22 protein-coding genes are annotated in these 21,863 nt (G+C 68.1%); 8 read left to right on the top strand and 14 right to left on the bottom strand.

Going from position 1 to position 21,863, the window contains the following annotated elements:
- Positions 1-29 precede the first annotated feature (29 nt).
- Positions 30-1,028 (bottom strand): cytochrome d ubiquinol oxidase subunit II, encoded by a 999-nt coding sequence (locus tag AUR65_RS19120; protein WP_058568681.1) that lies wholly within the window; start codon positions 1,026-1,028, stop codon positions 30-32.
- On the bottom strand, positions 1,021-2,445 hold the full coding sequence (locus AUR65_RS19115; RefSeq protein WP_058568680.1) for a cytochrome ubiquinol oxidase subunit I: 1,425 nt from the start codon (positions 2,443-2,445) through the stop codon (positions 1,021-1,023). Before AUR65_RS19115 ends, AUR65_RS19120 begins: the two co-directional genes overlap by 8 nt.
- A gap of 300 nt (positions 2,446-2,745) precedes the next feature.
- Here AUR65_RS19115 and AUR65_RS19110 point away from each other — a divergent pair, with 300 nt between their 5' ends.
- Entirely contained in the window at positions 2,746-2,952 is a 207-nt protein-coding gene (locus tag AUR65_RS19110; protein ID WP_058568679.1) for a hypothetical protein, read from the top strand.
- 48 nt (positions 2,953-3,000) lie between these two features.
- Here the strand turns inward: AUR65_RS19110 and ilvA are convergent, their stop codons facing one another.
- Positions 3,001-4,212: a threonine ammonia-lyase gene (gene ilvA, locus AUR65_RS19105; RefSeq protein WP_058568678.1), complete on the bottom strand. Its 1,212-nt coding sequence runs from the start codon at positions 4,210-4,212 to the stop codon at positions 3,001-3,003.
- A 358-nt stretch (positions 4,213-4,570) separates the two neighbouring features.
- On the opposite strand from ilvA, the gene AUR65_RS19100 reads away from it, so the two are divergent.
- Positions 4,571-5,962 (top strand): MATE family efflux transporter, encoded by a 1,392-nt coding sequence (locus AUR65_RS19100; RefSeq protein ID WP_058568677.1) that lies wholly within the window; start codon positions 4,571-4,573, stop codon positions 5,960-5,962.
- A gap of 84 nt (positions 5,963-6,046) precedes the next feature.
- On the opposite strand, the gene citZ is transcribed toward AUR65_RS19100, so the two are convergent.
- Positions 6,047-7,186 carry a citrate synthase gene (gene citZ, locus AUR65_RS19095; RefSeq protein ID WP_058568676.1) on the bottom strand — a complete coding sequence of 380 codons (1,140 nt, stop codon included), beginning with the start codon at positions 7,184-7,186 and terminating at the stop codon, positions 6,047-6,049.
- Positions 7,187-7,484: 298 nt separating this feature from the next.
- Here citZ and AUR65_RS19090 point away from each other — a divergent pair, with 298 nt between their 5' ends.
- On the top strand, positions 7,485-8,693 hold the full coding sequence (locus AUR65_RS19090; protein WP_058568675.1) for a potassium channel family protein: 1,209 nt from the start codon (positions 7,485-7,487) through the stop codon (positions 8,691-8,693).
- Positions 8,694-8,720: 27 nt separating this feature from the next.
- Here AUR65_RS19090 and AUR65_RS19085 read toward each other — a convergent pair whose 3' ends face one another.
- Entirely contained in the window at positions 8,721-9,038 is a 318-nt protein-coding gene (locus tag AUR65_RS19085; RefSeq protein ID WP_058568674.1) for a DUF7536 family protein, read from the bottom strand.
- A gap of 72 nt (positions 9,039-9,110) precedes the next feature.
- Here AUR65_RS19085 and AUR65_RS19080 point away from each other — a divergent pair, with 72 nt between their 5' ends.
- Positions 9,111-10,067: a succinylglutamate desuccinylase/aspartoacylase family protein gene (locus tag AUR65_RS19080; RefSeq protein ID WP_058568673.1), complete on the top strand. Its 957-nt coding sequence runs from the start codon at positions 9,111-9,113 to the stop codon at positions 10,065-10,067.
- A 40-nt stretch (positions 10,068-10,107) separates the two neighbouring features.
- Complete coding sequence (locus AUR65_RS19075) at positions 10,108-11,211, top strand: pyridoxal-phosphate dependent enzyme (RefSeq protein WP_058568672.1); 1,104 nt, start codon at positions 10,108-10,110, stop codon at positions 11,209-11,211.
- Positions 11,212-11,260: 49 nt separating this feature from the next.
- Here the strand turns inward: AUR65_RS19075 and AUR65_RS19070 are convergent, their stop codons facing one another.
- The 6 genes from AUR65_RS19070 to AUR65_RS19045 all read right to left on the bottom strand — a co-directional run bounded on the left by AUR65_RS19070 (position 11,261) and on the right by AUR65_RS19045 (position 16,660).
- Positions 11,261-12,598, bottom strand: a complete 1,338-nt coding sequence (locus AUR65_RS19070) for a phage NrS-1 polymerase family protein (protein ID WP_058568671.1) — start codon at positions 12,596-12,598, stop codon at positions 11,261-11,263.
- Between the two features lie 128 nt (positions 12,599-12,726).
- On the bottom strand, positions 12,727-13,002 hold the full coding sequence (locus tag AUR65_RS19065; RefSeq protein WP_058568670.1) for a YgaP family membrane protein: 276 nt from the start codon (positions 13,000-13,002) through the stop codon (positions 12,727-12,729).
- Between the two features lie 119 nt (positions 13,003-13,121).
- Positions 13,122-13,856, bottom strand: coding sequence for a protein-L-isoaspartate O-methyltransferase family protein (locus AUR65_RS19060; RefSeq protein ID WP_058568669.1), 735 nt, complete (start codon positions 13,854-13,856; stop codon positions 13,122-13,124).
- A gap of 21 nt (positions 13,857-13,877) precedes the next feature.
- A complete protein-coding gene (locus AUR65_RS19055) occupies positions 13,878-14,816 on the bottom strand; it encodes a class I SAM-dependent methyltransferase (protein WP_058568668.1) in 939 nt (312 codons plus the stop codon).
- Between the two features lie 97 nt (positions 14,817-14,913).
- Positions 14,914-15,570 carry an HVO_0476 family zinc finger protein gene (locus AUR65_RS19050; protein ID WP_004044446.1) on the bottom strand — a complete coding sequence of 219 codons (657 nt, stop codon included), beginning with the start codon at positions 15,568-15,570 and terminating at the stop codon, positions 14,914-14,916.
- A 130-nt stretch (positions 15,571-15,700) separates the two neighbouring features.
- The gene (locus tag AUR65_RS19045) at positions 15,701-16,660 is read right to left on the bottom strand and encodes an aminopeptidase (protein WP_058568667.1); all 960 of its coding nucleotides are present in this window, start codon (positions 16,658-16,660) and stop codon (positions 15,701-15,703) included.
- Positions 16,661-16,849: 189 nt separating this feature from the next.
- Between AUR65_RS19045 and AUR65_RS19040 the strand changes: the two genes are divergently transcribed.
- Positions 16,850-17,917 carry a type II glyceraldehyde-3-phosphate dehydrogenase gene (locus tag AUR65_RS19040; protein ID WP_058568666.1) on the top strand — a complete coding sequence of 356 codons (1,068 nt, stop codon included), beginning with the start codon at positions 16,850-16,852 and terminating at the stop codon, positions 17,915-17,917.
- A gap of 76 nt (positions 17,918-17,993) precedes the next feature.
- Here the strand turns inward: AUR65_RS19040 and AUR65_RS19035 are convergent, their stop codons facing one another.
- Complete coding sequence (locus AUR65_RS19035; protein ID WP_058568665.1) at positions 17,994-18,482, bottom strand: metallophosphoesterase; 489 nt, start codon at positions 18,480-18,482, stop codon at positions 17,994-17,996.
- A 106-nt stretch (positions 18,483-18,588) separates the two neighbouring features.
- Here AUR65_RS19035 and AUR65_RS19030 point away from each other — a divergent pair, with 106 nt between their 5' ends.
- Positions 18,589-18,888, top strand: a complete 300-nt coding sequence (locus AUR65_RS19030; protein ID WP_058568664.1) for a hypothetical protein — start codon at positions 18,589-18,591, stop codon at positions 18,886-18,888.
- Positions 18,889-18,896: 8 nt separating this feature from the next.
- Here AUR65_RS19030 and AUR65_RS19025 read toward each other — a convergent pair whose 3' ends face one another.
- Together AUR65_RS19025 and gap are read right to left on the bottom strand one after the other, a co-directional pair.
- On the bottom strand, positions 18,897-20,102 hold the full coding sequence (locus AUR65_RS19025) for a phosphoglycerate kinase (RefSeq protein ID WP_058568663.1): 1,206 nt from the start codon (positions 20,100-20,102) through the stop codon (positions 18,897-18,899).
- A gap of 75 nt (positions 20,103-20,177) precedes the next feature.
- Complete coding sequence (gene gap, locus AUR65_RS19020) at positions 20,178-21,230, bottom strand: type I glyceraldehyde-3-phosphate dehydrogenase (protein WP_058568662.1); 1,053 nt, start codon at positions 21,228-21,230, stop codon at positions 20,178-20,180.
- Between the two features lie 267 nt (positions 21,231-21,497).
- Here gap and AUR65_RS19015 point away from each other — a divergent pair, with 267 nt between their 5' ends.
- Positions 21,498-21,860, top strand: coding sequence for an Hsp20/alpha crystallin family protein (locus AUR65_RS19015; protein WP_004970480.1), 363 nt, complete (start codon positions 21,498-21,500; stop codon positions 21,858-21,860).
- Positions 21,861-21,863 lie beyond the last annotated feature (3 nt).

The raw sequence follows: 21,863 nt of genomic DNA, 5'->3' as shown, positions 1-21,863 counted from the left end.
GTTGGTAGTGGGAGGTGAATTGCAGTCGGTCAGGAGTACGATTCACCGGTTTCGATGGGCCCGCTGAACGTCGAGTAGAGGATGCCGAAGTAGGTGAACACGAGCGGCAGGAGGAGCGCCGACGCGACGCTCATGATGTTCAGCGGGAGCACGGAGATGATGGCGTCCGCGACGGTCAGCCCGGTCGCGGGGTCGGCCAGGGGGAACATGAGCGTCGCCACGAGCGCGACGAACGCGAACACGAGGACCGGCACGGCCCCGAACGCGAGCGTGTAGCGCCCGTCGCGGAGCGCGAGCAGATAGCCCGCGGCGGCGGCGAGGCTGACGGCGACGAGCGCCAGCGGCACCGGCGCGAGAACGCCGAGGTCGGGGCGGACGGCGACGAGGTAGGCGAGCGTGACGACGACGAGCGCGAGATAGGCCGCTATCGCACGCGGGCCGTAGTCGGCCACGTCGCGCTGGAGGCTCCCGCGGGTCTTCATGGCGAGGAAGCCGACCCCGGCGACGACGGTGAGCGCGACGACGGCGAGGCCGACGACGACACCGGGTAGCGACAGGAGCGACTCGACGCCGAGGAGCCAGTGGGCGGCGAACACGCCGAGCAAAAAGGGCGTGCTCACGCTGCCGACGACGAACGCCCGCCCCCACCACGTCTGCCACGCCTCGTCGTGGCGCTGTTCGTACATCTCGGGGGCGAGTCCGCGGAGGATGAGCGCCCCGAGGATGGCGAACATGAGCAGGTAGTGGCGGCTGAAGAGGTTCGCGTACACCGCCGGGAACGCGGCGAACAGCGCGCCGCCGAAGACGACGAGCCACACCTCGTTGCCGTCCCAGAAAGGCCCGATGGCGGCCAGAAGCGTCTCGCGTTCCTCGTCGTCGTCGCGGGTCGCGAAGATGGCCCCGACGCCGAAGTCGAAGCCGTCGAGGAACAGGAACATCCCGAGGATGAAGAAGACGAGCCCAAACCACAGCTCCTGCAGCGGCAGGCCGAAAAGCGGGTCCGTGGCGAACGCGCCGTAGTCAGTCATCGCCGGTCACCCCCGCGGGCGAGGCGGCCTCCGCACCCGCCTCCGTGTCGTCGATGCTCGGCGGTCCCTCGCGGATGATGCGGCGAATCACGTAGGTGTAGAGCGCGAGCAGGCCGGTGTACACGACGGCGAAGCCGACGAGCGTGAGCGTCGCCTCGAAGCCGGTGAGACCCGGCGAGACGCCCTCGCTCGTCCTGAGGACGCCTTGGATGACCCACGGCTGTCGTCCCACCTCGGTGACTATCCAGCCGACCTCGACGGCGAAGATGCCGAGGAGCGACGACCCGACGAACGCCTTGTGCAACAGGTCGTCGTCGTACAGGTCGTCGGTCCACCAGCGATAGGCCGCCCAGAAGGCCAACAGGATGAACCAGAACCCCGCGGCGACCATGAGCCGGAACGACCAGAAGACGATGGCGACCGGCGGAGCCTCCGTGTCGAACTCGTTCAGGCCGGTGATTTCGGCTTGGGGGTCACCCCCGCTCGCCAGCCACGACGCCCCGCCGGGAATCCCGATTCCGAGCAGTTCCTTGGCGCGCGGGTCGGTGATGTGTTCGAGGCTCGTCGGGATGGCGAAGATGTACTCGGGGACGTAGCTGTCGGTCTCCCAGACGGCCTCCATGGCGGCGAACTTCTGCGGCTGGGTCTCGTAGACGTGCCGGCCGTAGGCGTCGCCGTGAATCGCCTGAAACGGCGCGGTCACGAGCAGGACGACGAGCGCGATTTTGAGCGTCTTCCGCCAGAAGCGCGCGTCCTCGCGGTCGTCCTCGGCGCTGATGCCGCGCTGCCAGACGTGGTACGCCGCGACGCCGGCCATGAACAGCGCGACCGACAGCACCGCGGCGTTCTGCATGTGGACGAACATCCACGGAAACCGCGGGTTGGCGTACGCCGCGATGGGGTCGACGAGCGAGACGACGAGCTGGCCGCTCTCGCGCGCGAGTTCGTACCCTCGCGGCGTCTGCATCCACGAGTTGGCGACGAGAATCCACACCGCCGAGAGCCACGTGCCGAGGCCGACGGCGACGGCCGAAACCATGTAGAGCGCGTCGGAGACCTTCTCGCGGCCGAAGACGAACACCCCGAGGAACGTCGCTTCGAGCATGAACGCCATCATCCCCTCGGTGGCCAGCGGGCCGCCGAACAGTTCGCCGGCCGCCGTCGAGAACGCCGCGAAGTTCGTCCCGAACTCGAATTCGAGGACGATGCCGGTCACGGTGCCGACGACGAACGAGACGGCGAAAATCTTCGTCCAGAACCGCCTGAGCTGTTCGTACACCGGGTCGTCGGTGCGGATGTCCTTCCACGTGAAGTAGATGAGGAAGGGCGCGAGGCCCATGCTCATCACGGGGAAGATGATGTGGACGATGGTCGTGAGCGCGAACTGCAGCCGGCTGGCGATGACTGGGTCGAGCATGGTTGGGGTGCGGGGTCGCTGACGACGGGGCGAACCGGGGAGCGGGAGGCGGGGTGTCCCCTCTTAAAGGCCTTCGTATTGGGGGAGGGTCAAACCCCGCATGCTTCCCACGAAGTGAAAATCATCGTAGACGGTGTCTATCGCCCGAATTCGACATAATCGTCCGGGTAAAAAGGCGAGTGTTCGCCGGAGCCAGAAACGTGCTCACACTCCCGCAACGCGCCCGTCTCGGGCGAACTCCGGCCGCCGACGCGCCGACCCGACCGACGGGCATATGCCGGAACAGTTCGGATTTAGCACATGAACCTCCTGTGGCAGGTCGGCTCCGTCGGGGTCGTGGCGCTCGGCGTCGCGTACCTCGTCTTCCCGGCGCGAATCCACGCGTTCGGGTTCGAGTTCCTCCGCCGCTCGTCTTCCGACGGGTCCGAGGAGTCCGCCCCGCCCGTCTGGCTCTACCGAGGCATCGGCGCGCTCCTCGTGTTTATCGGCCTCACGCGACTCGCCTGAGCGCCCGGCTTCGAACGCGGGACTCGAAGTCCGCCTCCGGCCACGCGGTCAGTCGAGGACTTCCACGTCGTAGCCCGCGTCGCGGAGTTCGCCGAGGAGCGAATCGACGTGGTTCGGCCCGCGCATTTCGAGGTCGATTTCGACCTCGGTCGCGTTCAGCGCGATTTTCCGAGAGGTGCGGTCGTGCCTGACGGCGTAGATGTTCGCCTTCTCCGCGGCGATAATCCCGATGAGCTGTTCGAGCGAGCCGGGGCGGTCCTTCAGTTCGGTCCGAATCTTGAGGTACCGACCCGTCTCGACGAGCCCGCGCATCACGACGGTCGTCAGCGTGTTCATGTCGATGTTGCCGCCGCACAGCGCGGGGACGACGACCTCGTCCTCCTCGTAGTCGAACTTCTGGAAGACCAGCGCCGCGAGCGCGACGGCCCCCGCGCCCTCGACCAGCGTCTTCGAGCGTTCGAGCAGGTAGGTGAGCGCCACCGCGATTTCCTCGTCGGAGACGGTGACGACCTCGTCCACGCGCTCGCGGATGACCTCGAAGGGCTTGTCGCCGATTCTGCGGACGGCGATGCCGTCGGCGATGGTGTCCACCTCGTCGATGGTCTGAATCGACCCCTTGTTCAGCGAGTCCGCGGCGCTGGAGGCCTGTTCCGCCTGCACGCCGATGACGCGGGCGTCGGGGTACTGCTCTTTGATGGCCGTCGAGATGCCGGAGATGAGGCCGCCGCCGCCGATGGGGACGACCACGGTGTCGAGGTCGGGGCAGTCCTCCGCGATTTCGAGGCCGATAGTTCCCTGTCCGGCCATGACGTACTCGTCGTCGAAGGCGTGGACGTAGGTCCGGCCCTCCTCCGCCTCGATTTCGTGGGCTTTCGCTTGCGCCTCGTCGTAGTCGTTGCCGTAGAGCACCACGTCGCCGCCGTAGCGCTCGGTCGCTTTCACCTTGGAAATCGGCGCGTACTCGGGCATGACGATTTTCGAGTTCACGCCCGCCCGCGACGCCGCGAGCGCGACGCCCTGGGCGTGGTTGCCGGCGCTCGCGGTCACGACGCCCGCGTCCTTCTCCTCCTCGGAGAGCGTCGTGATGCGGTTCGTCGCGCCGCGAATCTTGAACGACCCCGTGCGCTGGGTGTTTTCGAGCTTCAGGTACACCTCGGCACCCGTCATCTCCGAGAAGGTGTGCGAGTACTCCAGCGGTGTCCGTCGGGCGACCGCTTCGACGCGCTCGCGGGCGGCGCGTACGTCGTCAAGCGTGAGCATGGTCGGAAATCGCCCGTGTCTGTGTTTAATCGTTCGGGAATCTATCGGTATCAGGGGCGTGATGTCAACCCTCATGGTCGTCGGTTGAGAATCCGGATTCGGGGCCGTCACCGCGCCGCCGTGGCCGTCGCTCGCCGGTCGGTGAAAGGGGAAAGGGGGAATGCACGCGTGTGACGTGCAACTGTCTTTCTGGTCCCCGTGCATATAAACGTCCCCCACCCGGAGTGAAAGTGAAACCGCACGACAGCGACGACCCGGTACCCGCGTATGACGCTCGTCATTCGCGTGTCGCATCGAGCGTGCCCGACGGGACCGCCGCTTCCGGTACCGTCAACTGCGCGAGGTCCGTGGCCTCGGCATGAACCTCGGTCGCCTCCGGCGGGTCTGGAAGCGCATCTTCTCGCTCGCGTGGCCGGTGATGGCCGAGCAGACCGCACAGACGGCGATGCGGACCGTGGACGTGGCCGTCACCGCGGCGCTCTCCCCGGCCGCCGTCGTCGCTATCGGTCTCGCCGACCTCTACGCTCGGTTCCCGCTCCGCATCGGTCTCGGCCTCGGCGGCGGCGCGATTGCGCTCTCCAGTCAGGACACGGGAAGCGGCGCGGACGCCAACCGGAGCGAGGCCATCTCGACGGCGCTCCTCCTCGCGTTCCTCGCGGGCGTCCCCTTCCTGATTTTCGGGTTCACGCTGGGCGAGGCGGCCATCGGCGCGTTCCCCGCGAGCGACCGGGCCGTGGAACTGGGCACGACGTACCTCGCGGTCATCTTCGCCACCTCGCCCGCGCGACTGGTCTCGCTCGTCGGTTCGCGGTCGCTTCAGGGCGTCGGCGACACCCGGACGCCGATGCTGGTCAACGTCTTCGCCAACGTCGTCAACATCGGGCTGTCGGTCGGTCTCGGCTTCGGCCTCGTCGGTCTGCCGGCGCTCGGCGTGCTGGGCGTGGGCCTCGCCACCTCGACCGCCAACGTCCTCTCGGCGGGACTGCTTCTGGTCGCGCTCGCCCGCCCCGCGTCGCCGACCTCGCTGGTCCGCCCCCGCGACCGGACGGTCGCCGGCCAACTCGTGCGCATCGCCACCCCGCGGGTCGGCGAGGGCATCGCCGCCGAACTCGCTGAGTTCCCGTTCAACGCCCTCCTCCTCGGCTTCGGCGACGCCGTCAACGCCGGCTTCCAAATCGGCCGCCGGGTCTACCAGCAGGTCGCAAGCCCGCTGGCGCGCGGCTACAACGTCGCCGCCAGCGTCCTCGTCGGGCAGGCGCTCGGGGCGGGCGACAGCGAGGCCGCGCGGTATCAGGGCGGCGCGGTTGCGCTCCTGTCGGTCGTCACGGTCGGCGGCATCGGGCTCTTCCTCGCGGCGTTCACCGAACCCGTCGTCGCCCTCGTCGGCTCCGGCGGCGGCGCGGACCTCGAATGGGCCGTGAAGTTCGCCGTCGCCTACGGCCTCGCCGCGCCGGGACTGGCGCTCTTCGTCGGGCTCTCCGGGTCGCTGCAGGGCGCGGGCGCGACGCGAATCCCCTTCGTCGCCCGGCTGACCGGGGTGTTCGGCTTCTTCGTCGGCGCGTCCTACCTGCTGGTCGAGGTGTTCGGCTACGGCCCGCTCGGCGCGCGAATCGGCATCGTCCTGTCGTTCACGTGGATGGGGCTGTTCGTGCTCGCGGCGTTCTACTACGCCGACTGGGCGGGCCACGCCGACGCGCTCATGGTCGAACGCGGGAGCGTCGGCGTCGACGACGCGGGCGAAGACGACTGAGCGGGGAACGCGGGAGCGGTCGGGGGACGACGCGTCGCTCCGGCGGGTCGTCGGGACGGAAAAAAGTCGCGTGCGACTCGTCGCCTATCGCTCGTCGACCGACGGGAAGTCGAGGTCCTTCTCGCCGGTGTAGCGGGCGCGCGGGCGGATGAGGCGGTTGTCATCGTACTGTTCGAGGACGTGCGCGATCCAGCCACCGACGCGCGAGACGGCGAAGATGGGGGTGTAGAGGTCGATGGGGATGCCCATCTGGTAGTACGTCGAGGCGGAGTAGAAGTCCACGTTCGGCGCGAGACCCTTCTCCTCGCCGATGTACTCCTCGATGGCGACCGACATCTCGTACCACTTCATGTCGCCGGCGGCCTCGCCGAGCGCCTCGGACTTCGCGCCGAGAATCTTCGCGCGGGGGTCCTTCACGTTGTAGACGCGGTGACCGAACCCGGCGACGCGCTCGCCGCGGTCGAGGGCGTCTTTGACCCACTCGGTCGGGTCCATGTCGCTGTCGTCGACGTCCTTCAGCATCCGCATGACGTTCGCGTTCGCGCCGCCGTGGAGCGACCCCGAGAGCGTGCCGATAGCGGACGTGACCGCGCTGTAGAGGTCAGAGAGCGTCGAGGACGTGACCATCGCGGAGAACGTGGACGCGTTCAGACCGTGGTCGGCGTGCAGCACGAGCGCCATGTCGAACGTCTCGGCGAGCACCTCGTTCGGCTCCTCGCCGTTGAGCATGTAGAGGAAGTTCGCCGCGTGATTCAGGCTCTCGTCGGGTTCGACGTAGTCGTCGCCGCGACGGAAGCGAGCGTAGGCCGCGAGCACCGACGGCATCTTCGCCGTGATGCGCTTTGCCTTCTCGAGGTTGACCTCGCGGTCGGTCACGTCCTCGAAGTCGGCGTTTTCGTCGTACGCCGACAGCGACGAGACGAGCGTTCGGAGCGCCGCCATCGGCGACTCGTCCTGCTCGGCGAGTTCGCGTGTCACGTCGAGAACGCCGTCGTCGAGGCCGCGGTGGGCCGCGAGTTCGTCGGAGAACGCGTCGAGTTCCTCGCTCGTCGGAAGCTCCCCGTGCCACAGAAGGTAGAGTACCTCCTCGTAGCTTGCGTCCCGTGCGAGGTCTTCGATATCGTACCCGCAGTAAACGAGTTGTCCCGCGTCGCCGTCGATGAAACTGAGCTTCGATTCGGTGACCAGCACACCTTCCAGCCCCCGCTTCAGTTCGCCTGACATACCCAGAACGTTGCCTACCATATCAAAAAAGCGTTATCGTTTTCACTCATATGTTATCGACCGCCATACACATACAAAGGCAGCCCCGTCTGTCGGTTTCGTGGGTAGTCGGTGTCTAAAATAGTGTTCGACAATCGTCGTTGTTCTCGGTGCCCTTATACGGGACTCTCGAACGCGCCGCGCGCGCCGTTCTGGGGGACCCGCGAAGTCATATGCGCCGGCGACGTAGTTCTCTCGAACCACGGTGGCACCACTACTCCTGGCAAGCCTTTTGCCGTCCCGTCGTGAAGGCGGGCGCATGAATCCGGAGGACATCGAGTACGAGCCTGTCAGCGTCAAGGCCGTCCTCGCCGAGATGAAAGACACCGCGGAGTTACTCATCGACCTCTCGTACTCCGCCGTCCTCCACGCGAACGACGACCTCGCGGCCGAGGTCCTCGACCTCGAAGAGCGGATGGACATCCTCCAACTGCAGGCGCGCATGAGCCTGATGATGGCCGCCCGCAGTCCCGAGGACGCGGAGGAACTCGCGCCCGTCCTCGGCGTCGTCGGCGCGGCGGAGAAGATTTCCGACGCCGCGGGCGACATCGCCAAGGTCGTCATCGAGGACATCGGCCTCCCGGACGCCATCCGCGCCGCGCTCCCCGAGGCGGTCGAGACGACGATTCGGTGCGAACTCACCGACGAGTCGCCCTACGCGGGCCGCGCGCTCGGCGACATCAACATGGAGACCGAGACGGGCGTCCGCGTCGTCGCCATCCACCGCGCCGGCGAGTGGGTGACGAACCCCGACCACGAGACGACGCTCCGCGCCGGCGACGTGCTCCTCCTCCGCGGCCGCGACGACGGCCTCCAGACCGTCCACGAGGCCGCCACCGGCCTCCGGTACGACCCGCCGGACGTCCCCGAGCCGACCATCGAGGACCTCGAACGCGCCGTCGACTCCATCGTCCTGATGAAGGACATGAGCGAACTCGCCGTCGACCTCGCCTACGGCGCGGTGCTGTTCGACAGCGAGGGCGTCGCCGAGGAAGTCGAAGAGCTCGAAGCCGAGGTGGACGCGCTCAAGTCTCGGTTCGAGGCGTGGACGCTCCGCGCGGCAAGCCGGGTCGAAGACCCCGTGTCGCTCCGCGGACTCGTCCAACTCGCGGGCGCGACGGAGATGATTTCCGACGCCGCGCTCGAAATCGCCGAGGGCGTCCTCCGCGGCATCGACGCCCACCCGGTCGTCGCCGCCGCGGTCAAGGAGTCCGACGAGGTCATCATCCGTCTGCGGGTCGCCCCCGCAAGCGACCTCGCGGAGGCGACCCTCGGCGACCGGCGCGTCAAGTCCGAGACGGGGATGCGCGTCATCGCGGTCCGCCGGGCCGGCGGCCGCGAATGGGTGGTCTCGCCGGGGTCGGAAACGCGGCTCCACGGCGGCGACCTCATCATCGCCAAGGGCACCCGCGCCGGGGCGGAGCGACTGGGCGAACTCGTCGGCGACGAGCGCGAGTTCGACGAGTAGGCGAATCGACCGCCGGAACGGGGCGTTTTACAGCGTTTTACTCAGCCGATACGCCGAGACGAGCGTCAGCGCCGTCGCGACGAGGAGCGCCGTCGCGGAGGCGAGAACGAACGCGAGGATGAGAAACCAGCCCTCGGGCCCGAGTATCGGGTACTCGCGGGTGCCGGCGAACGGGCCGAACAGCTCGAGGACCCGAAAGAGATAGGCGACGACGGCCAAGGCGAGACCGACGGCCGCCCCGATAGCGGCGTTTCGCGGCACGTCGAGCGCCTGCACCAGTCCCCCCGTCGGCGGTCGTTCGGGAACGTCGTCTGTCACGGTCGGCGGTTGCGGCCGCGAGACCATAGCGGCAACGCTTTCCTCGGGGGGCCTCAGCGGACCGAACCCCTAAAGGGAGGCCGGTCCGAGGTTGGCGGTATGATTACCTTGGGAACGGCGAGCGCGGCCCCCGGGGAGATGGACGTGGGTCGCCTCGAAGTCGGCGAGTCCCGCGACGGCGGGAGCGTCGGCCTGCCCGTCGCCGTCATCAACGGCGCGTCGTCGGGCAAGACGCTCTACATGCAGGCGGCCTCGGACGGAGACGAACTCAACGGCGTCGGCGTCATCCAGCGGGTCGTCCCGCAGCTCGACCCCGCGGAGATTTCCGGAACGATTCTCGTCGTCGGCATCGTCAACTACCACGCCTTCCAGGTCGCACAGCACCGCAACCCGATAGACGACACGAAGATGAACCGGGCGTACCCCGGCGACGAGCGCGGCACCTCCTCGGAGCGCATCGCGGCCGCGACGTTCGCCGCCGCCCGCGACGCCGACCTCATCGTCGACCTCCATCAGGGCTCGACGAGCCGGATGATAGACGAGGTCCGCGTCCGCTGCGGTCGCCACCACCGGATGCACGCGAAGTGCCTCCGACTCGCCAAGACGTTCGGCTGCGGGTACGTCCTCGACCAGAAGGGCCCCGACGGCCAACTCGCCCGCGCCGGCCCCGACGCCGGGATTCCGACCATCGACCCCGAACTCGGCGGCTGTGTCGGCTGGGACGAAGAGAGCATCGAGAAGGGCGTCCGCGGCGTCTACAACGTCCTCCGCGGCTACGACTTCCTCGACGGCGACGTGGAACTCGAAGCCCAGACCCGCGCCCGCGGCTTCGACCAGTACGGCTCGCCGGTCGGCGGCCTCGTCCGGTTCAAGCGCGACCTCGGCGAGCGCGTCTCCGCCGGCGACGTGGTGTTCGAGGTGACGGACGTGTTCGGCAAGCTCAAAGCCCGCGTCACCGCCGACCACGACGGCATCTTCTGGCGGGCGCGCCGCCTCCCGCAGGTCGCCTCCGGCGAGTACGTCTGCTCTGTCGGCATCGACCTCGACACGTACTGACACAGACTCCGCTCTATCCCACTCGATTCACACCCTCACCATGACGACACCACCCGACCTCCCCGCTCGGCTCCGACTCGCGTGCGACGCTTGCGGCGAGACCTACGACGCGTGGCGCTGGCGCTGTACCTGCGGCGAGCCGCTGGACTTCGCGGCCGACCCGTCACCGTCCGCGGCCACCCCCGACGACGCCGACCTCGACTACCGCGACGGCCTCTGGGCGTTCGACGAGTTCCTCCCGACGGAGCCGCACGCCAGCCTCGGCGAGGGGATGACACCCCTCGTCGACGCGGCGGAGTGGGAGGCCTCGTTCAAACTGGAGTACGTCTTCCCCTCCGGTTCGTTCAAGGACCGCGGCGCGACGACGATGCTGTCTCTCGCGTCCGAACTCGGCGTCGAGCGGGTCGTCGAGGACTCCTCGGGCAACGCGGGGGCCGCCGTCGCCACCTACGCCGCCCGCGCCGGCATCGACGCCGAAATCTACGTGCCCGCGTCGGTCAAGCCCTCGAAGGTCCGCGCCATCGAGCGCGCCGGGGCCAAGCCGGTCCGAATCGAGGGCTCCAGACAGGACGTGACCGACGCCTGCGTCGAGGCAGTCGAGGCCGACGACGCGTGGTACGCGAGCCACGCGTGGAACCCCGCGTTCTTCGCGGGCACGGCCACCGTCGCCTACGAAATCGCCGCCCAGCGCGACTGGTCGGTCCCCGACGCGGTCGTCACGCCGCTCGGCCACGGGACGCTCTTCCTCGGCGCGTACCGCGGCTTCCGCGCGCTCTACGAGGCGGGCTGGACCGACCGAATGCCCGAACTGTACGGCGCGCAGGCCGCCGGCTACTCGCCCATCGCCGACGCCCGTCACCACACGCCCGACGAGACCAACGACGTGGCCGACGGCATCCAGATTCTCGAACCCGTCCGCGAGGCCGAGATTCACGAGGCGCTCGCCGACACCGGCGGCGACGCCATCGCGCTGTCGTCCGACGCGGTCGAAGACGAACTCGACAGGCTCCACCGCCACGGCTTCTACACGGAGCCGACCTGCGCCGTCGCGCCCGCGGCGCTCCGCGAACTGCGGCTCTCGGGCGTCCTCGACCGCGACGCCGACGTGGTCGTGCCGCTCACCGGAAGCGGACTCAAATCGTGACTTCGACTTCGCTCAGAACACAGCGACCGTAGCGACGCTCACGAGACGCTCACGACCGAAGCCAGCCGAACAGCGACCAGCCGCGTCCCGAGCGTTCGTCCGTCTCTCCGCCTCCCGCTTCTTCTCCGCCGTCGCCCACGCTCGCTTCGAGGTCGCGCCGTCGCTCGCGCTCGGCTTCGAGTTCGTCGCGGAGTCGCTCGTTTTCGCCGACGACGTCGTCGAGCCGCGCCCGGAGTTCGTTGAAACGGTCGAACGCCCCGCGCTCGCCGACCGGGGACGCGGCGGTCGGCGGCGGCCCGTGCGGTCCTTGCGGTTCATTCGATTCCTGCGGTTCACTCGCCGCGTCGTCGGCGCGTTCGTCCCGCTTTCGGTCGTCGTCCGACGGCGTCGGCGACCGCCGAACCGCGCTGGACCGGCCGGACGGGTCGTAGTACTCACTCGTCTCCCGAATCGCTCGCTGGACCGTCTTCGCGCCGTAGGTCGAGCCATCGGCGTGGGCGACTTCGTCCCACTTCGGTCGGAAGAGCCCGGAGTCCCGAAACAGGCGGCACATCTGTCGCGCGTCGCCGGCGGTCCAGAACGCGAGAATCGAACACAGCGCCGCGTCCGCCTCGTCGTGGTCGTCGTAGCCGCCGGCGTCGCCCCGCCACAGGTGGGTGAACTTCACGGCGTTCACGGCGTTCGAGGCGCGGCGGACGACCTCGTCGTCCGCGAGGTCGTTGCCCGGGCCGCTCATCTCGTCGAGACGCGCGTCGGCGGGCGTTCGGTCCGAACTCGGAGCGACTGGGTTGGCCGAGTCGATTGCGGTGGCCGGCTCGACCGGCGGCGTCGGCGACGGTTCCGGGTCGGCTTCGAAGTACGCGCCGTGAATCGCCGCAAGGGCGTCGCCCCGTTCTGCGACCGCCGCGGGCGTGCCGTCGACGCGGTCTCCGGTCACGGGGCAGAACCGCGCATCGTCTGAGAGTTCGAGGGACTCGGCTCGGGCGCTTCCCGACGGGAGCGTCCCGCGGACGATAACGCGGTAGCCCGTTCCCGAGGAGTTCAGTTCGGTGTAGGAGTCGAGTCGGTCGACGACCGCCCGCGCCCACCCGTCGGCCGCTCCGGTCTCGCCGTCGCGGCACTTGTCGAGTTTGATACCGACGAACGGGTCGTCGTCGGTGAAAACGAATCCTACCCCGTCGGCGCGGCCGTCCCGCGCGGACGCGAGCGCCTCGTCGAACGTCGCCCACGTTGAAGCGTCGGTCGCTGATGCGGGCCCGCCGTGGGCCGCGTCTCGGGGAACCACCGTCTCCCCACCGTCGCACGTCTGTGTTCGCCACCCGACCCAGTTGGCCCGCTCGAGCAGGTCGTCCGGGAGCTGTTCCCGCGTCGGGAGTGGTGGCGTCATCGCTACCGCTGGTCTCTGGAGCGATGCAAAAACTGTTCCCCGCTAGCTATCGTATCTGATAATGGGAAGGTCGGTATTTCCGCCCTCGTCGGTCGCGGCCGGGTTCGAGTATCGGGTCGAAGAAAAGCTTACTGCGCGCGCGGCTTGCCCGCGGATTCGGTCTCGGTCGTCGCCGCGCCCTCGTAGGTGTTGAAGCCCAACAGCTCGTTGAGCGGGCACTTCTGGGTGACCGCCGTGGTCGCGAGGACCGCTCCGACGAGGAGCGCCGCGACCGCGACGACGAGTCCGAGGGTCCCCGCCGCGATGGTCAGGAAGCCCGCGAGACCCGCCGCCCCGACGATGATGAGCACCGGTCCGAGGACGGCGCGCGCGATGCGGTCGTAGCCGCCGACGTTCTTCTCCATGGTTGATTCACCGTTGCTAACTACGCGCTCGGCGGCTAAATCGTGAGCCGGCGGTTCTCGGCCCCGGAGAAACGTGACTGTCACGCCGGCCGCTACGTCGAGGACTCGGCCCTACTCGGCTACCCGCGACCGCCCCAGTCTATCCAGTCTTGTTCCCAGCCGTGGCCGGCGTGCCAGCTCCGTCCCTCGTACTCGGGGTCCTCGCGGCGCGTCCGGTTTCTGACGATGCTCCCCGTCTGTTCGCCGTCCACGAGCAGCGGTTTGAACGACAGCGGGCCGAACGACTCGGCCACCTCGCCGTCCTCGATGGCGACGAGCGTCTGCTCGCCGACCCCTTTCGGCATGACGAGTCGGCCGCCGTCGGCGAGTTGCGTGAGGAGTCGCGCGGGCGGGCGAACCGCCGAGGCCTCGACGAGGATGCGGTCGAAAGGCGCGTAGTCGGCCAGCCCCTCCGCGCCGTCGCGGCAGTCCACGAGGACGCCGCCGTAGCCGGCGCGCTGGAGGTTCTCGCGCGCCTCGTAGACGAGCGAGCGCGTGATGTCGACCGCGTGGACGCGGGCGTCACCGACGATTTCGGCGAGGACCGCGGCGGTGTAGCCGACGCCCGCGCCGACGACGAGCACCTCGTCGTCCGGTTGCGGGTCGAGCGCGGAGAGCAGGCGCGCGACCGTCGTCGGCGCGAGGATGGTCGTGTTCGTGTCGCGGTGCTCCGTCGGGCGGTTCTGGTACGGCGAGTCGGTGACGAACTCGTGTCGCGGGACGCTGCGCATGGCGATGGAGACGGCCTCCGGGAGCGACTCCAGCGAGTGCTCCAAGCCGTCGACCATGTCGTCGCGCAGCACCGAGTTGTCCATAGTCGAACTCGGAGGTGGGCACTAATCAACCGCACGCTCGCCGACGACCGCCTGCAGGTCGGTCCCCGGCACGTCTCGGACCGTACAGCCGTCGAATCCGGCCGATTCGACCCACGAGCGAACCGTCTCCTCGTCGTAGAGGTCGCCGCGGCCGGCCGCGAGCGCGTCCACCGCTCGCCCGGCCGTCGCGTCGGTCGAACACCGGCCGTGCAGGCTATCGACGAACACCGCCGACCCGCCGGGTTCGAGGGCGTCGTGCGCGCCCGAGACGAGCGCCCGTGCGTCGTCCGGGTCGCGCCCGGCGAAGGCGTCGCCGACGAAGACCACTCCGAAGCCCGATACCGGTGGGTCGGTCGGGTCGCCCGCGACGAGGTCCACGCCGGCACGGGAGAGGAGCGGTCGGACGACTTCGACGGTCTCGGCGTCGTCGACGAGCGTCACGTCGCAACCGCGGGCGCGGAACTCGCGGGCGAAGACGCCCGACGCGCCGCCGAGGTCGAGGACGCGCGTCGCGTCGGGTGCCTCGCGGACCGCGGCGGTCACGCAGGCCCGGACGACCGATTCTTCGGTGGCGTCGTGCGCGCCGAGCCGGTTCCGAAGCCAGTCGTCCGGGAACGCAGGCGACTCGCCGGACGCCATCGTCTCCGGGAGGTCGGCGTAGAGCGAAAAGCGGTCGAGCGCGTGCGGGAGGCGACCGATGGAGCGCACGTCGCGCTTGGCGAGGAAGCCGAGCGCGCGGTTGGTTATCTCGTACTCGTCGCCGACGCGCTTGATGAAGCCCATCGCGGCCAGCGCCCCGACGGTGATGCGGGCCGCACGGGGCTCGATATCGGCGGTCTCGGCCACGGCTTCGGCGGTGCCGGCGCTCGTCGTGAGCGCGTCGATGACGCCGCTCTCGCGGGCGGCCCACAGGAGCGCGAGCGATTCGACCGACGACTGCGACCGGTCGCGGGTAGGCATGGTCGAACCGACGGGCCGGGAATCAAAAGGTCGTGCGTTGGGCGGGCGGTGCCGTTCGGCGTCGGCGGGGCGGAGTGCTTCGGCGTCGGATTCGCCCTTACCAGGCCGACCACGCGGTCGAGGTCTGGTCGCGGGCGTAGACGCGCTTTGCGTCCTTCGCGTACACCATGTCGCCGGGGTGGTCGAGTTTGCCGTGGCGGTACTCGGGGGCGTCCGAGCGGACGACGAGGCCTTCGATTTCGACCTCCTCGTCGCCGAACGCCTCGGTCTCGCCGACGACGAACTCGTAGTCGCCGGGGACGTTGACGGTGACGCTGCGGGTGTCCTCGCGCTTGCCGTCCTTCGGGTGGATGGTGACGTTGACCGCGACGTTGTCGACGACGCGGGTCCAGACGGTCTTCACGTCCGCGACTTCGGCCTCGTCGGCGCGCTGTTCGGGGCCGACTTCGATGCCCGTGATGCGCACGAGCTGAATCGCCTCGGGCGTGTCGACGATGAACTCGTCGCCGACCTCGATGGTCGTGCCGACCGGCACGGGCACTTCGGTCGAGACGGAGTCGCCGTCCTGCGAGACGACGACGTTCATCTCGGTTTCGTCTGGAATCTCGACTTTCTCCTTGTGGACGTGGCTGCATTCGGTACACCGGACGGTCGAGTGACCGCCGGGCTTCAGCACCTCGTGAACGGTGGGTTCGTCGGGCGAACACGTCGGACAGGAGAGGGGGACGCGCTCGCCGGCGTCGGGTAGGCTCATACGGGTCGCTAGCCCATCAGGCCGTAAAAAGCCGCCTTTCTCCGTTTCGGCGTGGGAGTCGGTGGCAGGACGCTCGTTCGGCGAACGGACCGACCCACCGCGGGCGCGGTGTACGCCCGCTCAGGGTTGCTCAGGGCTGCGGCAGGTCGACTTCCTCGCCGTCGGCGTACACCGTCGGCTCGCGGATGATGCCGTCGAGGTGGAGCGGCGCGTCGGTGTCGCCGCCGATGCCGGCGTCGTCGCCGATGGCGATGTGGACCGTGCCGGCGGCCTTCTCGTCGAGCAGGACGGAGCCGACGAGGTCGGTCACGCCGACGTTGGTGCCGATGCCGATTTCGGCGAGGTTGTAGGCGTCTCGCCCGACTTCCTCCGCGGCGGCCTCGACCTGCTCGCGGATGTCGTCGTCCGAAATCTCGGTGACGTAGCCGTCTTCGACCTCGAAGCGGAGTTCCTGTCCCTCGTCGAGGAGGCCGTGGGGCATCATCGTCCCGTCGACGACGTAGGTGCCCGTCGCGGACGCGGGGCTGAGGAAGATTTCGCCCGCGGGGAGGTTCGAAAACGAGCCGGCCTCCGCGATTGCGCCGGTGTCGGCGAGCCACTCCCGGTCGCCGCGGACGAACGTGATGTCCGTGCCCTTCTCGGTCGTGACGCGGAGTTCGTCGGCGTCGCCGACGGCGTCGAGCATCGCCGCGCTGTGGTCGTAGATGGCGTCGTAGTCGGCGTCGAGGCCGGTGACGAACACCTCCTCGGTGATGCCCGGCAGCGTCGCGCCGCGGGCGCCGGCGTCGCAGGCGTCGCCGCGGGCGCGGGTGTGGCTCAGGCTCTTCGTCGTCGGCGCGAGGAAGGCGTCGCAGGCCTGCATGGCGGCGGCGACCGGCGCGGGCGGCTCCTCGCCGTGTTGGTTCCCCGGCGGGTAGCGGACGATAGTCGCGTCGTCGGTCACCTCGCTGGCGACCTCGTAGAGCGCCTCGCCGATGCGCTCGCGCTTGTCGTCGGTGACGACGACGAGCGACTCGTCGGGCTGGAGGTCGAGACACTGTCGGACCGCCGTCTCGCTGGCGGCGCGGAGGTCGGCGTCGGCTTCGGTCATGTGGACACCTGCGCCGCCGGCGCTGTTAGGCGTTCCCATCCGGCTCTCCACGCTCGGTTTCCGCCCCGTCGTCCCGAATCGGGTGGTTCACTCGCCTCGGAGGTAATCGAGCGACTCACTCGCTTGAGAGTTAATTTCTCAGTATTAACCATCGAAATAACTATGGTCGGGCCCGGTCGTTTGTCTCTCATGATACGAGTGGGTGTCAACGGCTACGGCACAATCGGAAAGCGCGTCGCCGACGCGGTCGATGCGCAGTCCGACATGGAACTCATCGGCGTGGCCAAGACCCAGCCCAACTTCGAAGCGCACACCGCGGGCGAACGCGGCTACCCGATGTACGCCGCGATTCCCGAACGTTCACCGCTGTTCTCCGAGGCCGGCGTCGACCTCGCCGGCGAGGTGGACGAACTGGTTGCCAAGGCGGACGTCATCGTCGACTGCACGCCGTCGGGTATCGGCGCGGAGAACCGCGAACTGTACGAGACGCACCACACGCCCGCTATCTTCCAAGGCGGCGAGGACGCCGACGTGGCCGACGTGAGCTTCAACGCGCGGGCCAACTTCGACGCCGCCCGCGACGCCGACTACGTCCGCGTCGTCTCCTGTAACACGACCGGCCTCTCGCGCATCATCGCGCCGCTCGAAGCCGAGTACGGCGTCGAGAAGGTCCGGGCGACGCTCGTCCGCCGCGGCGGCGACCCCGGTCAGAACTCCCGTGGACCGATAAACGACATCCTGCCGAACCCGATCAAGATTCCTTCTCACCACGGCCCCGACGTGAAGACCATCTTCCCCGACCTCGAAATCGACACGCTCGGACTGAAGGTCCCGGCGACGCTGATGCACGTCCACGCGCTCAACGTCACGCTCGAAGACGACGTGACCGGCGCGCACGTCCGGCAACTGCTCGAAGGCGAGAACCGCGTCTACGTCATCCCGGAGGGGATGGGCATCGACGGCGCGGGTAAGCTCATGGACTTCGCGCTCGACGCGGGCCGCCCGCGCGGCGACATGTGGGAGAACTGCGTGTGGGGCGAGTCCATCGGCGTCAACGGCCGGGACCTCTACCTGTTCCAGGCCATCCACCAGCAGTCCGACGTGATTCCCGAGAACGTCGACGCCATCCGCGCGATGTTCGACGTCGAAGACCAGCAGACGAGCATGGAACTCACGGACCAGACGCTCGGCATCGGTATCTCCGGTAGCCCGTCTGGATTCGCTGAGCAGGCGCGCGCGGAGTTCGCCGACGACTAATCGACGAATCGCCTGCTCAGTTCGGTGCAGTTCGGTTCGGTGCGGCCGCGGCTTTTCACCCCACTCGGTTCCGCTCTCAGAGCGACCGCGACGCCACGTTTCCGGTGTCCAGGTCCACGACCGCGACGTGGAACTCGTCGTCAGCGCCGGGAATCGGCAGGCCGCCGGGGTTGATGTGCGTCGTCTTTCCGCGGTGTTCGACCACTCGCTCGTGGGTGTGGCCGCGCAGGACGAAGTCGTACGTCCCCGAGTCAACGAGGGCATCCACCAGTCCGGCCTCGGTGCCGTGGTAGACCGCTATCTCTTGGCCGTCGAGGGTCAGATGTGCGAAGTCGTCGTGGTAGGTGCCGAACGATTCCACCGCCTCGCGGAGCGCCCACTCGCCGTCGTTGTTGCCGCGGACGGCGTGGAAGTCGAACGCCGCGTCGAACGGCGCGGCCGAGAAGGGCGCGACGATGTCGCCGCAGTGGACGACCGCGTCAACGCCCTCTGATTCGAAGTGCGAGACCGCGGCTTCGACGTAGTCGAGGTTGTCGTGCGTGTCGGAGACGACACCGAGTTTCATGCGCGTCGGTTCGGCGGCGTCGGCTATCAACGTTGGGTGACACTTTTATTCAAGCGCTCGGTGTCGCCGGTATGTCTCACTTCGCCATCGACTCGGAGGCCGGGGTATGAGCGGCGACCCAAACCGCGACGGTGACGACACCCGCGACGACGAGCCGACAGATGCGGCTGAATCGGCTGTTCTCGTCCTCGAAACTAGTGACCGACAAACTGTCTTCGGTGGCGCGGTGCTCGTCGGGGGTGCGTCGTACAGCGCATCCCACACACTCGCGGTCCGCGCCGCTGGTTCGTTCCCGTCAGGCGGGGCTCTCACCGCGGTCTTGACGCTCGTCGTCTTCGCAGCCGGCGTGGTCTTCCTCGTCGAGGGTGCCGCCGGTATCGTCGCAGAAAAGAACGCGGATTCCTGAGCGCGGCTTCAGTCCTGCTGCAGCGCCTCGACGCCGGCCAGCGGCGCGCCGGTCAGCGCGCGGATGTACGCGCCGCCGGCGATGGAGACGTGGCCGAAGTCGTCTTCGTCCATGCCGTACATCTCGATGGCGCGGGAGGTGTCGCCGCCGCCGACGACGGAGAAGCAGTCGGTCTCGGCGATGGCGCGGAGGACGCCGGTCGTGCCGACCGCGAAGCGCTCGTCTTCGAACAGGCCGAGCGCGCCCTTCACGAAGACGGCCTCGGAGTCGCGGATGATGGGGTCGTACTCGTCGACCGTCATCGAGCCCACGTCGAGGTACGCGCGGTCCTTCTCCGTGATGTTGGCGACCGCGATTTCGCCGCGGTCGTCGGTCTCGTCCTCGTAGGCGAGGTCGACGGCGAGCTTAATCTGGTCGCCGCGCTCGTCGAGGAGCGACTCGATGGTCTCGCGGTTTTCCTCCCACTGGTCGTCGAAGAAGTCCATGCCCTCGAGGTCGAAGCCGACGTCGTTGCCGGCCGCGCGGAGGAACAACTCGCCGGCGATGCCGCCGAGCAGGAACTGGTCGACCTTCTCACCGAGGTTGTTCATCACGTCGATGACGTCGGTGGCCTTCGTCCCGCCGACGACCATCGTCACCTGCCCGTCGAACTCGCGGGTGGCGATAGCGGAGTTGGCCTCGTACTCCGTCTGCATCACGCGACCCGCGTAGGCGGGTAACACGAGCGGGAAGCCGACCAAAGAGGCGTGCGAGCGGTGGGCCGCCGAGTAGGCGTCGTTGACGTAGGCGTCGACGTGCTCGGCGAGCGACTGGACGAACTCGGTGTCGGCCTTGACCTCGGGGTCCTCCTCGGGGAGTTCCTCGTCGCACATCCGCGTGTTTTCGAGGAGGAGCACCTCGCCCGCGTCGAGCGCGTCGATGGCGGCGATGGCGTCGTCGCCGTAGGTGTCAGCGACGAATCCGACGTCGCGGTCGATGTGGCTCGCGAGGATGTCGGCGTGCTGTTCGAGCGAGACGAAGTCGTCGCCGCCGGGGCGACCCTGATGGGCCATGAGGACGACGCGATGGCCGGCCTCGGCGAGTTCGCGGACGGTCTCCGCGTGGCGGTCGAACCGTCGGTTGTCTTGGACGTCGCCGTCTTCGACCGGCGAGTTGAGGTCGAGTCGGACGAGTACGCGTTGCTCCGGGTCGAGGTCGTCGAGGGTCTTGAACATCGGGTGGAAGAACGTGGAGGGATTACTTAGTGGTGGGTAGCTCGCGCTGAAACCGCGGGCGATTCGTGGAGGCGTCTACTGGTGAGTGACGAAGTGGGCGACGTCGAGCATCCGGTTGGAGAAGCCGAACTCGTTGTCGTACCACGTCAGAATCTTGTAGAGGCCGCCGTCGTTGACCTGGTTCGTCGTGTTGAGGTCGACGGTGCTGGAGAACGGCAGGCCGAGGATGTCACGCGAGGTGACCTCGTCGTCGGTGTAACCGAGGACGCCCGCGAGGGGGCCGGAGTCGGCCGCGGCGCGGAAGGCGTCGTTGATCTCCTCGACGGAGGGCTTGTCCTCGAGGCGGACGACGAGCTCGGTGAGCGAGCCGTTCGGCACGGGGACGCGAATCGCCATGCCGTCGAGCTTGCCGTCGAGCTGGGGCAGAATCTCGGTGGCCGCCTGCGCCGCGCCGGTCGTCGTCGGGACGATGTTCTCGGCGGCGGCGCGCCCGCGGCGCTGCTTCGCGTGGGGGCTGTCGATGAGGTTCTGGCTGCCCGTGTAGGCGTGGACGGTCGTCAGGAGACCGTTCTCGATGCCGAACTCCTCGTCGAGCACCTTCGCGACCGGCGTGACGGAGTTGGTCGTACAGGAGGCGTTCGAGACGATGTCCTCGCCGTCGTACTCGTCGTGGTTGACGCCGTAGACGATCTGCTTGACCGGCTCGTCGCCCTTCGGCGGCGCGGAGATGACGACCTTGTCCGCGCCCGCTTCGAGGTGTGCGGAGGCGTCTTCCTTCGTGCGGAAGATGCCCGTACATTCGAGTGCCACGTCCACGTCGAGTTCGCCCCACGGAAGCTCCGCGGGGGACTGGACGTTGTAGAGGCCCACCGAGGTGTCGCCGATGGACAGCGAGTCGCCGTCTCGAACGACGCCGTCGAGTCGGCCCATGACGGAGTCGTACTTCGCGAGGTACGCCATGTCGTCGAAGTCCATGACGTCGTTGATGGCGACCAGTTCGACCTTCGGGTTGTCGAGGACGGCACGGAAGATGTTCCGGCCGATGCGGCCGAAGCCGTTGAGTGCCACCCGCACCACGTCCGATTCATCCACGTTCTCGCCCGCGCTGAGGTAGGATTTTTCACTCATGTTCGAGTAGTATCCGTATTGATATGCCGGGCGCAAGGCTATATCTGTTTCGGTAAATCCGACTGAATCGAACGTTACCTTTCATTCGCAATCACTATCGCTACAGAAACAAACACAACCGCTCAGACACGGGCGGAGATTGACACGCCCGCCCGGGGTCGAGCTGTCAGGCCGGAGACGGTCGCTCGCGGTCGAATACTGGCGATTCGCTGCCACGTGACTGTCACAGGCAGAAACGTTTTATCCTCCGATTTCATAGCGGCCCCCATGGTCAGAGACGACCGCGACGACCCGTTCGACAACATCTTCGACGAAATCGAACGGATGATGAACGACATGACCGGAGGCGACGCCGGATTCGCCTCCGAGACCCACATCGACGTGTACGATGAGGGCTCTACACTCCGACTCGTCGCGGACCTCCCGGGCGTCGACAAAGACGCCATCGACCTCAAGTGCGACGGTGAGACGCTGACTATCAGCGCCGCCGGTGACCGCCGCGAGTACGACGAACGCATCCGCCTCCCGGCCCGCGTCGACGAGCACTCCGCATCGGCCACCTTCAACAACGGCGTCCTGCAGGTCACGTTCGACCGCGCCGAGGACTCCGCCGCAATCGACGTCGAGTAACGA

Origin of the sequence: Haloferax marisrubri (genome assembly GCF_001469875.2) — an archaeon.
Classification (GTDB): domain Archaea; phylum Halobacteriota; class Halobacteria; order Halobacteriales; family Haloferacaceae; genus Haloferax; species Haloferax marisrubri.
The sequence above is the reverse complement of the archived record's forward strand: the minus strand, read 5'-3'. Positions and strand labels throughout refer to the sequence as shown.